The following is a 13,131-nucleotide window of genomic DNA, read 5'->3' as shown; positions in this document are numbered from 1 at the left end:
GTCAGCGCGTCGAGCCCGCGAGCTCGCCGAGCCGGTCGAACGAGGGCCCGGAGGTGGGGATGTCGACGTCGAACACCTCGGCGATCACCTGCGTCCAGCCGTGCACGAAGTAGATCCACCCGTCCTCGACCTGCAGGTTGCGCGGTCCCTGCTGCGCACGTGCCTGGTCGAGGAACACCAGGTCGCCTCGGTAGTTGAGGTCCCACGCGACGCCGTGCTCGGGGAAGACTCCGGCGTCCGTGAGCGGTGAGCCGGGCGCATCCTTGCCGAGACCGGTCGCGTTGACGACGAGCGAGCGCTGCGCGAGGCCGGCGAGCACGCGGTCGTTGTCTTCGGGGGTGGGGGTCAGGACGTAATCGAACACGGTGTCGGTGTCGAGCTCGGCATGGATCTCGCGGATGTGGTCGAGGCGCTGCGCGGATCGGTTGGTGACGACGATGCGCTCGGGGCGGTCGGTCCCGGACTCGGGACGCGAGAGGTACCAGCTGATCGCGATCGTCGATCCGCCGGCGCCCATGCAGAGCGCGTCGGCGCCCGAGCCCGCCCAGAATCCGCGAGGCAGGAAGGCGTCGAGGGCGAGACCGCTCGAGATCGGGTCCTTCGCGTGGCAGACGAGGCGCCCGTCGCGCTTGGAGATGCAGCTCGTCTCGCCCATGAGGCGGGCGAACGGGTCGATCTCGTCGAACATGTCGGCGCAGGCGGTGTACAGGTCGATCTTGTGGGTCGTGACGAGGGCGCCGAGGCTCAGCGGGTCGTTCGCGATGAAGTCGACGACCCGGCGGTAGTCCTCGCGCGGCGCGTGGAGGGGCAGATCGATGCCCTGCAGCACGGCACCGTCGAGCCCGAGCTCGTCGGCCCACCGGGGGAAGACCTGCTGGATCGACGACCGCCCGGTCGTCACGCCGATGAAGTAGAGCGTCGGCGTCTGCGCGGGGCGCAGTCCGGCGGCGCTCATGGTCTGGATGATGCTCATGCGTCGTCTCCCCGTGCGGCCGTCGCCGCCGCGACCGCTGCGACGGCCGAGTCGGCGTTCATGCCGAACCGCGTGACCCCGAGGGTCGCCATGGCTCGGATCGTCTCGATGTCGCGGATGCCGCCGGCGGCCTTGATCGCGGCTCGACCATCGACCTGGTCGGCGATGATCCGGATGTGGTCGATCGTCGTGGGGTGGCCCGACCACCCGGTGCCGGTCTTGATCCACGGGATGCCGGCCGCGACGGCGGCATCCACTCCGAGGCGGATCGCGGTCTCGTCGAGGTGGCCCACTTCGAGGATCGCCCGCAGCGGCACCCGGCCGCCGGCGACGTCCGCGACGGCGGCGAGTTCGTCGGTCACATAGCCGGTCTCGCCCGAGCGCAGGCGTCCGATCGCCACGACGACGTCGAGCTCCTGCGCCCCGAGATCGAGCAGCTCCCGCGCCTCTGCGACCTTCGTCGCCGTCGTCGCGCCGCCGCTGGGAAAGCCCACGGGCGACCCCGCGAGCACTCCGGTGCCGGCGAGCAGCTCGCGGATCACCGGCAGCCAGCCGGGCAGGACGTGCGCGCTGACGAACCGCCCGGCTGCCGCGCGTCGCGCGAGCTCCTCGAGGTCGGCGCGCGCGTGCTGCGCCTGGACGCAGCTGATGTCGATGTGGGCGGCGAGGTCGGCCAGGACGCTCTCGGCGCCCGCTGCGGTCGTGGTGTCAGGCACGGTAACCTCCGTGGTCCGGATTGGGACGGGTGGTCCAGCCGCCGGCGTCGTCGGCGACCACGAGCCGGCTCATTCCGCCCGCGCGTTCGATGATGCCGTAGTCCTGCCCGGCTTCGGTCGCATAGGCGAAGAGGGTCACCAGAAGCTCGTCGCCGACGTTGACGCTGCGGTGCACCCACCCGCCCGGCACATGGACCGCGACGCCGGGCGTGATCGGCACGGCCCGAGACTCGCCGTCGACGCTGTCGAGCAGCATGACGCCCGATCCCGAGATGCCGAAGTACAGCTCCGCGAACTCGGCCTGAGCGTGCAGGTGGCCGCGGGTCATCGCGAACTCGTCGCCGACGCGACCGGGGCGCAGGACGCTGAGGCCGATCGTCAGCGCGCCCCGGCCCGTGTCGGGGGTGCTGCTGTCGACCCAGTACACGGGAGACCCGTCGTCCGTCGCGAGAGCGGCCTGGAAGGCGTCGGCATCGCGGTACAGGCCCCGCAGGTCGCCGAGGTGCTTCTCGTACCGTTCGGTGGGGCCCGTGAGCGCTCCGGCGAGGGCCTCGACGGTGAGGGCGGCGGGTTCAGCCGGTCGTGCAGCGGCGCACATGCTCACATCCATTCGTCACGACCCGGGTCTCGGATCGGTAGTGATACTACGTGAATGGGTCAGCCGCGCGCAACGAAGGCGGCTTGCGGTGCCGCACAGCGCGGATTTTCGGTAGTTGTGCTACTTCTAGTGGGGTGACTTTCCATGCCCTGCATTCCGGCTGGCACCTCACGCACGTCGCTGGAGACGTGCCGGAGACCTTCGCCGAGACCACCCGTTCGAGCATTCCCGCGACGGTGCCCGGTGTCGTGCACACCGACCTGTTGGCGGCCGGCCTGATCCCCGACCCCTATGTCGACGACAACGAGTCGGCGCTGGCGTGGATCGGCCACTCCGACTGGGCGTACGAGACGACCTTCGTGTGGTCGGCCGACGGTCAGTCCGTCCATGACCTCGTCGCGCAGGGCCTCGACACCGTCGCCCGCGTCCTCCTGAACGGGCGCGAGCTCGGACGCACCGTCAATCAGCACCGCACCTACCGGTGGCGGCTCGGCGAACTGCTCCGCGAAGGCGAGAACATCCTGCGCGTCGAGTTCTCATCGCCGATCGCGTACGCCCGCGAGCGCGAGGCCGTCCTCGGCGAACGCCCGCACTCGTACGTCCACCCCTTCAACGCCATTCGGAAGTCGGCGTGCAACTTCGGGTGGGACTGGGGGCCGGCCGTCGTCACTGCCGGCATCTGGCGCGACATCGGGATCGAGAGCTGGAGCGACGTCCGCATCGCCGGCGTGCGTCCCGTCGTCGGCGTCGACGGTGACCCGAGACGTGTCGACGTGCACGTCGAGCTCGAGTGGCAGGCACTCGATCCGGATGCCGCTCGCACGGGCACCCGCGAGATCGTGGCCGAGGTCGCGGGGGAGCGGGTCGCGGCATCCGTGGATCGCGGCGACGTCGACGCGACGCTGTCGCTGCGCGCCGCCGACGCGGAGCTGTGGTGGCCTCGCGGCTACGGCGACCAGCCGCTCTACGACCTGCGCGTCGCGGTGGGCGCGGCCGAGGCCGGACGTCGCATCGGCTTCCGCTCGGTGACGCTCGATGTCGAGGCCGACGAGGACGGCAGCCCCTTCGCGCTCGCGGTCAACGGCCGTCCGGTGTACATCAAGGGCGCGAACTGGATCCCCGAGGACACCTTCTTCCCGCGCGTGACGCGCGAGCGCCTCGCCGAGCGCTTCGACGACGCCGCCGAGGCGAACATGAACCTGCTGCGCGTGTGGGGCGGCGGCATCTACGAGTCGGAGGACTTCTACGACCTCGCCGACGAGCGCGGCATCCTGGTCTGGCAGGACTTCCTGCTGGCATGCGCCGCCTACAGCGAGGACGCCGAGCTGTGGGACGAGTTCGCCGCCGAGGCGCGTGACAACGTCGCCCGCCTGACCGGCCGCGCGAGTCTCGTGATCTGGAACGGCGGCAACGAGAACATCTGGGGCTGGGTCGACTGGAACTGGCGTTCGCGGCTGCGCGGCGCGACCTGGGGCGACGGCTACTACCAGCGGCTCTTCCCCGAGATCGTGGCCGAGCTCGCGCCGACGACGCCGTACTCGCCCGGCAGTCCCTACGGGTTCAGCTCGTACGTGCACCCCAATGACCCCGCCCACGGCACGACCCACATCTGGGACGTCTGGAACCAGGTCGACTACGACGTCTACCGCACGTACCGGCCGCGGTTCGTGTCCGAGTTCGGCTTCCAGGGGCCGCCCGCCTGGTCGACGCTGTTCTCGGTCGTCCACGACGAGCCCGCTGACCCGTACGGTCCGCTCATGCTCGTGCACCAGAAGGCGCAGGACGGCAACGGCAAGCTCGAGCGCGGTCTCGGCGAACACATCTCCGCGCCGCGGATGATCGAGGACTGGCACTGGGCCACTCAGCTCAACCAGGCGCGCGCGGTGCGGTTCGGTATCGAGCACTTCCGATCGCTGCATCCCCTCAACCAGGGTGCGATCGTCTGGCAGCTCAACGACTGCTGGCCGGTCATCTCGTGGGCCGCGGTCGACGGGCACGGACATCGGAAGCCGCTCTGGCACGCGCTGCGCGCGGTGTACGCCGACCGCTTCGCGACGATCCAGCCGCGCAAGGACGGTCTGGCCGTCGTGCTTCACAACGACACGGACGCCGTCTGGGATGCCGCGCTGACGCTGCGGCGCACCGGCTTCGACGGGGCCGTGCGCGCCGACGAGTCGGCGACGGTCAGTATCGAGCCCCGAGAAGCGATGACGCTGCCGCTGCCCCAGGCGGTCGCGACGGCGGCGGATGCCTCCGCCGAGGTCGTCTCGGCCGAGCTGTCGACCGGTGAGCGTGCGCTCTGGTACTTCGCCGAGGACCCCGAGCTGGCGCTCGAGCCCGCCGGGTACGAGGCTTCCGGGGTCGTGACCGATGCGGGCTACGAGGTTCGCGTGACGGCTCGATCGCTCGTGAAGGACCTCGTGCTGCAGGTCGACCGCGTCGATCCTGCGGCGCGAGTGGATCGCGGCCTCGTGACGCTGCTTCCCGGAGAGAGCGAGACGTTCACCATCACGGCTCCTGCCGGGATCGATCCGCACGCATTCACGGCGCCCGGCATCATCCGCTCGGCCGGCGATCTGAATCCCGCTCGCGTCGGCGTCTGAGATGGCGGCGCACCTGCTAGGCGGCTAGACCTTTCAGGGTCTGAAATGGTGGCGTGTGGAGCATCGATCTTGAGTTGATCGAGGACTGGTTGATGGAGCTGGACGACGACACCTACGCACAGGTGATCGCAGCCATCGAGCTGTTGGCGGAGAACGGTCCTCAGCTGGGACGTCCCACCTGAACGACCTGAAGAACACGGAAGGAAGGTGATGGCGATGGCTCTCACCCCGGAGCAGCTGCTTGCTAAGCGCCCTGTCAACCGCGCGCACGTCGACGCACACAAGGAGCGGATGCTCAGCGAAGTGCGGGCGTACCGCCTGCGCGACCTCCGCGAGCAGCTTGGTCTCACACAGGAACAACTCGCCGAACGAATCGGCGTCGGACAACGACAGGTCTCGAAGATCGAAAACGGCGACCTCGACAGTGCGCGCCTCGGCACGCTCCGAAAGTACCTCGAGGCGGTCGGCGGCGAGCTCGTCGTCGAGTACGTCTCGGGCGACCAGCGGTTGCAGGTCGCGTGAGGCCTGGCCCCTCCTGCGCCTGTGGTTCGGCGCATGCAAACGGCTGGATCGGACTCGACGCTGGCTCGCGGCGTCAGCCGCGGCTGACGCGCCAGGCCAGCCAGGCGGCGGGGTTTCCTCGCAGGACGCGATCCACGACGTCGTCACCGGCGGCGTCGCGCAGGCGCGGCACGAAGCGGTCGCCGAGATAGCGCAGGCCCGGGATGCCGCCGTAGGCGCGATAACGCGTTGCGCGGGCCACATCGCCGCCGAGCAGCACGCGGTCGGCTCCGCCGCGCCGCGCGGTCTCGGTGAGGCAGTCGATCAGCACCGAGTCGGGCCAGTCGCGTGCTCGCGCCGCGCCGTCGTAGCCGAGGAACGCGCCGCGGGCGGCGAGCTCGGCGTGCAGACCCGGGTCGGGATTGCGGTCGATGTGGGCGAGCGCGACGCGATCAGCGGCGACGCCGACGGACGCGAGGGCGTCGAGGGCCTCGTGGGCGGCGGTGCCGTGCTCGAGGTGCACCATCACCGGGGCGCCGGTGTCGCGATGAGCGGCTCCGACCGCGGCGATCGCCCGGCGGGCGGCGTCGTCGATGCGCCAGTAGCCGAGGCCGACCTTGAGCACCCCGGCCCGTGGGGCGGCATCCCGAGCGGTAGCGAGCCCCTCGGCGGCACCGACCGTCAGGTCGCGGAGGAACGCGGCCGCGAGCTCGTCCTCGGATGCCGAGAGCAACGGGTGATCCGCGGCGTAATGCTCGCGGCGGTGAGCGCCCGTGGTCATGACAACGGTGAGGCGGGTCGCGCGCGAGATGCGACGGATCGCCTCGGGTCGCCGTCCGAGGCCGAGCGGGGTCGCGTCGACGAGCGTGGCGAAGCCCGACTCCCGCAGCTCCGCGGCCTCGCGCCCCGATGCGTCTTCGTCGTCGAGGTCGTCGCCGGGTAGCAGCGGGGAGCGCTGGAACAGGTGCTCGTGATAGTTCACGGTGCCGAGGGCGTCGGGCTCGATGTCGCCCGTCACCGTGCGGACCCGCCCGCGAGCATCGGTCACGGCACGACCGGATGCCGCGGCTGACGGCCCTCGAGCACGGCGCGCAGGTCGGCGGTGGCCATGCCGCCCATGCCGTCGACGCCCTCGCGGGTCTGGGCGGCGAGGTGCGGCGTGACGATGACGCGATCGGCGAGATCGGGGGCGAGCAGGGGCGAGGCGCCGTCGCCGTGGTTCTCGGTCGCGAGGGTGTCGGCGGCGTACGCCCAGACGCGGCCGGAGCGCATCGCGGCGGCCACGGCATCCTCGTCGATGAGATCCGCGCGGGCGGTGTTCACCAGCAGCACGGGGCGGTCGGATGCCGCGAGCCAGGCGTCGTCGACGACGGTCTGGCCGCCGGGGGCATGCAGGGTGACGACGTCGCACGAGCGGGCAAGGTCGTCCGCCGCCGCGCGCTCGACCGTCTCGAAGATCGGGTCGTCCGCCGGCACCCAGGGATCGGCCCCCAGCACGCGTGGGCGGAATCCGCTGAGGCGCTCGATGACGAGGCGTCCGATGCGCCCGAGCCCGAGCACTCCGACGGTGAGCGCCGACAGTTCACGGGCCTGCCAGCCCGACCAGTCGCCGTCCCGGACGCGGCGGTCTGCGGCGGGGACGCCGCGCAGCGCCGCGAGCACGAGGGCGACGGTGTGCTCGGCGACCGCGCTCGAGTTCGCGCCGGGGGTGTTGGTGACGACGATGCCGCGCGCGGCGGCTGCCGCGACGTCGACCTTGTCGACCCCGACGCCGTAGCGGGCGATCACGCGGAGATCGGGAGCCAGATCGAGGTGCGCCGCCGTGATCGGGCCGGTGCCCGCGATCCACCCGTCGACGCCGGGCAGGAGCGGCTCGAGGTCGTCGAGGGCGTGAGCGGGGCTCGCTCGCACGACCTCGTAACCGGCGGCGTCCAATTCGGCGGCGAAGTCGGTGCCACCGCCGCCGAACGACCGCGAGGTGACCAGCACGCGTCGCCGCGCGGGCCCGCTCACGACGCCGGCTCCTCCGCGTCGTCGCGGTGGCGCATGGACGCGAGCTCGCTCTTCATCCGGCGGATCGCCGCGGTGTGCTCGGGGCTGCGGCGCAGCGCGACGCCCGTCGCGAGGATGTCGATGACGACGAGGCCCGCCAGGCGGCTCGTCGATGGCGTGTAGACGTCGGTGTCCTCGAAGGTGCGCGCGATGAGCGGCACCGTGGCGACCTCGGACAGCGGGCTGGGTCGCCCCGTGATCGAGATGACCGAGGCGCCCGCCTTGCGTGCAGCCTCGGCGACGATCATCGTCTGCTCGGTGTGGCCGGTGTTCGAGATCGCGACGGTGACCGACCGCGGCCCGCTCATCGTCGCGGCGATGAACTGCTGGTGGAAGTCCTCGGGGGCCTGGCACGGGACGCCGAACAGGGGGAACTTCTGCTGCGCGTCCTGCGCAATGATGCCGCTCGCGCCGAAGCCGACGAACAGGATGTCGGACGCACCGAGGATGAGCGCGATGGCCTCCTCGACCGCCGCCGCGTCGAGCGTCCGGCGGGCCCGGTCGAGGCTCGAGATCGTGTGGTCGAAGATCTTCTCCGACAGATCCGCGCTCGAGTCCTCGGGAGTGATCGACGAGTGCGTCACGGGCAGGCCGAGCGCGAGGGTCTGGGCGAGCTGGATGCGGAAGTCCTGGAACCCCTCGCAGCCGACCGATGCGCAGAACCGCATGACCGTCGGCTCGCTGACCTCGGCGGCCTCGGCGAGTCCCGCCATCGTGAACTGCACCGCTCCGACGGGGTTGTCGAGCACGATGGCGGCGACCCGCTGCTCGGATCGTCGCAGGCTCGGCAGCTGCCGTGTGATGCGCTCCAGAAGCGTGTCGCTCGAGTCCTCCGTGGGCGCTGCGGTGGTGCCGGATGCGCCGGGTGCGGTGTCCGTGGTCACGGATCCCCCCTCCATGTAGTATCGCTACAAACCCTACCCCACGACCCCCGAAGGGCACAGAGATGTACCGCGAACGGCTCGAACTGGACGGCAGAGTGGCCGTCGTCACCGGCGGATCCCGGGGCATCGGACTCGCCTGCGTCACGGCGCTGCGCGAGTTCGGAGCGACCGTCGTCATCGCCGACCTCCTCGACGACGTCGGCCGCGCCGCGGCGGAGTCCTTCGGCGGGGGAGTCGAGTACGTCCACCTCGACGTGACCGACGCGGCGGGGGTCACCGAGGTGTTCGCGGGCGTCGCCGAACGACACGGCCGGCTCGACATCCTGGTGACATCGGCGGGCATCGCCAACCACCAGCCGTCGTCCGAGATCTCGCGCGAGGCGTGGGACGCCGTGCTCGCCGTCAACGCGACCGGAACATTCTGGTGCGCCCGCGAGGCCGCTCGTCACATGACCCGCGGCGCATCGATCGTCGCGATCGGGTCGATGTCGGGAGAGCTCGCGAACGCGCCGCAGCGGCAGGCCGCCTACAACGCGTCGAAGGGCGCGGTGCACCTGGCGGTGAAGTCGCTCGCCGTCGAGTACGTCGACGCCGGCATCCGGGTCAACGCCGTGGCGCCGGGGTATATCGGTACCGATCTGACGAAGGACGGCGTCCCGGGTGAGTGGTGGGACGACTGGATCCGGCGCACTCCGATGCAGCGGCTCGGTTCGCCCGAGGAGGTCGCATCGCTCGTGGCCTTCCTGGCCTCGGACGCCGCCTCCTACCTCACCGGGTCGATCGTTCTCGCCGACGGAGGCTACTCGGCCTGGTGACCGGGCCGGTGGCTCAGGCGTGACCGCGGATCGTGTGCACGCCTGAGCCGACCTCCCGTCGGACGCCCGGCAGCACGACCTCGGCGGTGACCCCGACGGGAACCTCGCAGGTGAGCTCCACCTCGTCCGGAGCGAGATCTTCGCCCCCACGTCGCCAGCGCACCGAGAGGTCGCCGTAGGGCGTTCGCACCGACCCTTCGGCCGAGGTCAGCGAGGTGGCGGTCACCCGCGGTTCGATACCGGCTCGACGCCAGCCCGCGGCGAGCGGACGCAGCCCGGCGACATCGCCGTAGAGCCAGTCGTCGATCGTGCCGAGGAAGTAGTGTCCGCGCGAGCGCGACTCCGGCTTCCAGTGCTCCCAGAGCGACGTGGCCCCGAGCTCGACCCAGTGGCCCCAGCTCGGGAAGGTCGTCTGCGTCGCGACCGCGACAGCGGCATCCGCGTGCCCGAACCGTGTCAGCACCGGCAGGATGTGCTTCGTCGCGAGCGCGCCGGTCCACAGGTGGTCGTCGCGGTCGCGCACGTCGGCGGCGAGACGATCGGCGGCGGGCTGCCGGGCGTCTTCGGGGAGGATGTCGAAGGCGAGGGCGAGAACGGCGTGCGCCTGCCGGTACCCGTCATCGCCGACGCCTCGCACCTCGGCGCGATCGGCATCCCAGAAGGTCGCGACGAACGCCTCGCGACTGCGCTGCGCGGCCGCGAGCCATTCGTCCGCGGGTTCGCCGAGCTCGACGGCGACACGGGCGGCGGTGTCGCACATGGCGATGAGGAAGGCGGTCGCGGCGACACGGGCGTCCTCGGGCGGGTTGCCGCCGCCGGCATCCGTGTCGGGCGCGACCCAGTCGCCGAGCGTCGTCTCGGCGATGCCGCCGGGCGATCGATCGATCTCGAAGCGGAGGTAGTCGCGGGCATCGGGCCACACCGCCGCGAGCACGTCTCGGTCGCCTCGCTGCAGGTGCACCTCCCACGGCACGAGCAGCAGCGCGGAGTGCCAGGTCGGCGCGGGCGACCAGTCCATGCGCCACCCGCCGTGCGGCGCGATCACCTGAGGGGCGCCCGAGCCGTGGCGGGAGTGGGCGATATCGGCCGACCATTTCGCCAACAGCTCGTGCGTATCGAGGTTCTGGAGCATCATCCGGGCGCCGACCATGCCGTCGCCGGTCCACCCGTTCTTCTCGTACTTCGGAGTGTCGGTCGGGATGCCGTGCAGGTTGCTCAGGATCGTCCGGACGGTGAGCTCGTGGATCGTGTTCAGCAGCGGATCGGAGGACGCGAACCGCCCGGTCCGCGGGGCACGCGTGTGGACGATCGCCGCCCGCAGCCGGGGGAGCCGCGGCGCGCGCACCTCGACGTAGCGGAATCCATGCCAGGTGAATCGGGGATGCCACCGCAGCGGACCGGTCTCGCGCGTGTCGTCGAGGGTGACCCGGTCGGTCTGGAACCTGCCGTCGAAGTAGCCCTTCTCGTCCTCGTAGTTCGGCGCCCCGTCGGGCTCGAGAGTCTCGCCGAAACGGAGCTCGATCACGTCACCCGCGGCACCATCGGCCTCGATCTCTACCCAGCCCGCGATCACCCGCTCGAAGCCCACGACCCAGCGCCCTGCGCCGAGCTCGACGACCGACGTCGGCTCGAGGTGCCCGGCGACCACGATGGGGGGCTGCCGCTGCGGCTCGGGCGCACCGGCGGGGCCCGACGCCACCCGCACGAGCGGCCAGTCGGAGACGTCGGTGTCGGCGGAACCGGCTCCGACGACACGACGCCGTGCGTCGAAGTCCTCGCCGGCGTAGAGGTCGTCGCTCGTGGTCGGCCCGTCGACGGCGCGCCAGGTGTCGTCCGTCACGACGACCTGTTCTCCGTCGGCTCCCCGGAGGAGGAGCAGCAGCCGGACGCACGGGTCGTCGTGCCAGGGAGCGGTCTCCCAGTTCCAGGTGTTGCGGCCGAGCATCCCGTAGAAGCCGCGGCCGAGCTCCGCCGTCAGCACGTGGGCGCCCGGGGCCAGCCGCCCGGTGACATCGATCACGGTGTACTGGGTGACGACGTCGTAATCCGTGAACCCCGGTCCGAGCACGGAGTCGTCGACGGGTCGTCCGTCGAGCTCGACGTGCGCCAGGCCTCCCGCGGCGACGACGAGGTAGGCCTCGACCGGCTCGACGTCGACCTCGAACGAGCCGCGCACGATCGGGGCCGCAGAGGTGGGTTCGGCCGCGCCGATCCAGCGCGCGCCGCGCCAGTCGGCATCCACCACGCCGGTGACGAACGTGCCGTCGTTCACGGCGTGCCCGGACGTGGTGTCGACCTCTACGCGCCAGTGATGGCGGGCGAGCGGCTGCAGGGGCGGGCCGTCGTAGCCGATGTCGACGGACCGGTCGTCGTCGACGATGCCCGAGTCCCAGACGACGCGTCCGGCGGAATCGCGCACCTCGATGCGCCGGGACCGCTGCCGGGTATCGGGCTCATCGCTCGCGATCTGCCAGCCGAAGACCGGCCGTGCGCCGGTTCCGACCGGGTCTGCGGAATGGTCTACCGTCAGCTCTCGCAACGCGGTCATGCGTCCTCCTTCAGGCGTGCCAGCTCGACGCTGCCGCCGTAGTGGTGCTCCACGGCGGCGTCGACCAACGGGTGCTCGGCGAGGAATCGGCGCAGCGGCACCGGCTCGTCCTGCGGGCGCGTGCGCTTCTGGTTGATCTCGCCGAGCAGGCTCCACCGTCGATCGCCGAGACCCGACGGCTCGACGGCCGTGCCGTCGTAGGCGGTGTAGTCGAACACCCGGACGCCGTCGGCGTCCGTGACGACGCCCAGGCGGAAGCCTGCCGTCATGAACCAGGTGACCGTCTCGCCGCGACGTGAGGCCTGGACGCCGCTGCCGCTCTGCTCGAGCAGATAGGCCAGTCCCTCGTTGTCGGGGTGCCGGGCGCGCCACTCCTCGCCGAACTCGGCGATCGTCGGCATCTGCAGATCGGGCCAGCGCTCGCGCAGGCCGCCGAGCCAACCGCCCCAGGCCTCGAGCGTCGACGGGTCGGTCTCGAGTCCGCGGGCGACCTCGCTGATCTCGTAGTTCAAGGTCAGCCAGCCGAGGCCGTTGCGCTCGACGTTCCGGTCGTTCAGGTGCGCCTCGCTCGTCGTGTCGAGCTCGCGGAGCGCCTCGTCGCGCGGCAGGCGGTGCAGCGTCTCGATGGGGCCGAGTCCGAGACGAGAGTTGTAGTCCGACGACATCCCGGCGGTGCGGGCGGCGACGAGATCGACCGTCCAGCCGTCGAGCTGGACGGCGTCGATGCGCTGATCGCCCATTCCCGGCACGAGGAAGTGGGATGACGACGGGTAGTAGGGGTAGGCGATCGAGCCGTCGCCGTCCTGGAGGTCGATGTCGAACTGGCTCCAGATGTTGCCCTGCACCGTCCGCATTCCGCGGGCGCGTGCGTCGGCGATGTTGTGCGCCGAGAGGAATCCGGCGACGAGCGATCGGGGGGCGCGGCCGAACTCCTGCGCGATGAGGTCGGCGGCGTCGGTGATATCGCGCGAGACGTCCTCGCGTGAGCCGTATAGGTTGGCGAAGAATCCCCCGGGCACGAAGGCGACGTCGTCGCCGTGCGCCTCGGCCGCGCGGCGGACCGCGGCGCGCACGTCGCGGTAGCGGGGCGACGCGTCGGTGAGCGCTCCCCATGACAGCGCCCAGGTGACGCGCGCATCCGGGATGGCCGCGCGCACGGTGTCGGAGAACCGCTCGACGAGCGCCGCGGAGTGGAGCTCGGATTCGTCCTCCCACAGTGAGCGGGTGCGGGTGGCCTCGATCTGGTGGCGCCGGACCACGGTGTTGACGGTGACGCGTCTGCCGATGGCGTCCGGCTGCTGGGAGGATTCCATGAGGCATCACCCTAGCCACGATCAGGGCTCAGAAAGTAGTGGCACTAGCGAAATTGGCGCGTTCAACGTCTCGATTCGGTAAACACGCGACGAAACGACCGTCCATGTGTAGTATCGCTACCAATACC

Annotated in this window: 11 protein-coding genes; 3 read left to right on the top strand and 8 right to left on the bottom strand. The window is 71.1% G+C overall.

All coding sequences use genetic code 11. From position 1 onward, the window contains the following. Position 1 precedes the first annotated feature (1 nt). The 3 genes from AA0Y20_RS02325 to AA0Y20_RS02315 are packed head-to-tail and all read right to left on the bottom strand — an operon-like array spanning position 2 to position 2,287. A complete protein-coding gene (locus AA0Y20_RS02325) occupies positions 2–973 on the bottom strand; it encodes a shikimate dehydrogenase family protein (RefSeq protein WP_412937137.1) in 972 nt (323 codons plus the stop codon). Then, on the bottom strand, positions 970–1,689 hold the full coding sequence (gene deoC, locus AA0Y20_RS02320) for a deoxyribose-phosphate aldolase (RefSeq protein WP_412937135.1): 720 nt from the start codon (positions 1,687–1,689) through the stop codon (positions 970–972). The genes AA0Y20_RS02325 and deoC overlap by 4 nt, the downstream gene beginning before the upstream one ends. After that, on the bottom strand, positions 1,682–2,287 hold the full coding sequence (locus AA0Y20_RS02315) for a glucose-6-phosphate isomerase family protein (RefSeq protein ID WP_412937133.1): 606 nt from the start codon (positions 2,285–2,287) through the stop codon (positions 1,682–1,684). The genes deoC and AA0Y20_RS02315 overlap by 8 nt, the downstream gene beginning before the upstream one ends. 134 nt (positions 2,288–2,421) lie before the next feature. Between AA0Y20_RS02315 and AA0Y20_RS02310 the strand changes: the two genes are divergently transcribed. Together AA0Y20_RS02310 and AA0Y20_RS02305 are read left to right on the top strand one after the other, a co-directional pair. Then, positions 2,422–4,890, top strand: coding sequence for a glycoside hydrolase family 2 protein (locus tag AA0Y20_RS02310; protein ID WP_412937131.1), 2,469 nt, complete (start codon positions 2,422–2,424; stop codon positions 4,888–4,890). A 216-nt stretch (positions 4,891–5,106) separates the two neighbouring features. Beyond that, positions 5,107–5,412: a helix-turn-helix domain-containing protein gene (locus tag AA0Y20_RS02305; RefSeq protein WP_412937129.1), complete on the top strand. Its 306-nt coding sequence runs from the start codon at positions 5,107–5,109 to the stop codon at positions 5,410–5,412. Positions 5,413–5,485: 73 nt separating this feature from the next. Here AA0Y20_RS02305 and AA0Y20_RS02300 read toward each other — a convergent pair whose 3' ends face one another. From AA0Y20_RS02300 to AA0Y20_RS02290, 3 genes are read right to left on the bottom strand one after another with little or no spacing between them, the layout of a single operon-like run. Then, positions 5,486–6,439 (bottom strand): phosphotriesterase, encoded by a 954-nt coding sequence (locus AA0Y20_RS02300; RefSeq protein WP_412937127.1) that lies wholly within the window; start codon positions 6,437–6,439, stop codon positions 5,486–5,488. Then, positions 6,436–7,404 (bottom strand): NAD(P)-dependent oxidoreductase, encoded by a 969-nt coding sequence (locus AA0Y20_RS02295; RefSeq protein ID WP_413331916.1) that lies wholly within the window; start codon positions 7,402–7,404, stop codon positions 6,436–6,438. Before AA0Y20_RS02295 ends, AA0Y20_RS02300 begins: the two co-directional genes overlap by 4 nt. Beyond that, positions 7,401–8,327, bottom strand: a complete 927-nt coding sequence (locus AA0Y20_RS02290) for an SIS domain-containing protein (protein WP_412937124.1) — start codon at positions 8,325–8,327, stop codon at positions 7,401–7,403. The genes AA0Y20_RS02295 and AA0Y20_RS02290 overlap by 4 nt, the downstream gene beginning before the upstream one ends. A 62-nt stretch (positions 8,328–8,389) precedes the next feature. On the opposite strand from AA0Y20_RS02290, the gene AA0Y20_RS02285 reads away from it, so the two are divergent. After that, positions 8,390–9,142 (top strand): SDR family NAD(P)-dependent oxidoreductase, encoded by a 753-nt coding sequence (locus AA0Y20_RS02285; protein WP_412937122.1) that lies wholly within the window; start codon positions 8,390–8,392, stop codon positions 9,140–9,142. Positions 9,143–9,155: 13 nt separating this feature from the next. Here the strand turns inward: AA0Y20_RS02285 and AA0Y20_RS02280 are convergent, their stop codons facing one another. Next, a complete protein-coding gene (locus AA0Y20_RS02280; protein ID WP_412937120.1) occupies positions 9,156–11,690 on the bottom strand; it encodes a family 78 glycoside hydrolase catalytic domain in 2,535 nt (844 codons plus the stop codon). Continuing rightward, positions 11,687–13,003: a DUF3863 domain-containing protein gene (locus AA0Y20_RS02275; RefSeq protein WP_412937118.1), complete on the bottom strand. Its 1,317-nt coding sequence runs from the start codon at positions 13,001–13,003 to the stop codon at positions 11,687–11,689. Before AA0Y20_RS02275 ends, AA0Y20_RS02280 begins: the two co-directional genes overlap by 4 nt. Positions 13,004–13,131: the final 128 nt, after the last annotated feature.

Origin of the sequence: Microbacterium pratiae, assembly GCF_047302165.1 — a bacterium.
Taxonomy (GTDB): Bacteria; Actinomycetota; Actinomycetes; order Actinomycetales; family Microbacteriaceae; genus Microbacterium.
The sequence above is the reverse complement of the archived record's forward strand: the minus strand, read 5'-3'. Positions and strand labels throughout refer to the sequence as shown.

Excerpts from the sequence above, each read along its gene's own strand:
- AA0Y20_RS02325 (WP_412937137.1), bottom strand. The coding sequence starts at position 973 with ATGAGCATCATCCAGACCATGAGCGCCGCCGGACTGCGCCCCGCGCAG.
- AA0Y20_RS02315 (WP_412937133.1), bottom strand. The coding sequence starts at position 2,287 with ATGTGCGCCGCTGCACGACCGGCTGAACCCGCCGCCCTCACCGTCGAG.
- AA0Y20_RS02305 (WP_412937129.1), top strand. The coding sequence starts at position 5,107 with ATGGCTCTCACCCCGGAGCAGCTGCTTGCTAAGCGCCCTGTCAACCGC.
- AA0Y20_RS02280 (WP_412937120.1), bottom strand. The coding sequence starts at position 11,690 with ATGACCGCGTTGCGAGAGCTGACGGTAGACCATTCCGCAGACCCGGTC.
- AA0Y20_RS02275 (WP_412937118.1), bottom strand. The coding sequence starts at position 13,003 with ATGGAATCCTCCCAGCAGCCGGACGCCATCGGCAGACGCGTCACCGTC.
- AA0Y20_RS02285 (WP_412937122.1), top strand. The coding sequence starts at position 8,390 with ATGTACCGCGAACGGCTCGAACTGGACGGCAGAGTGGCCGTCGTCACC.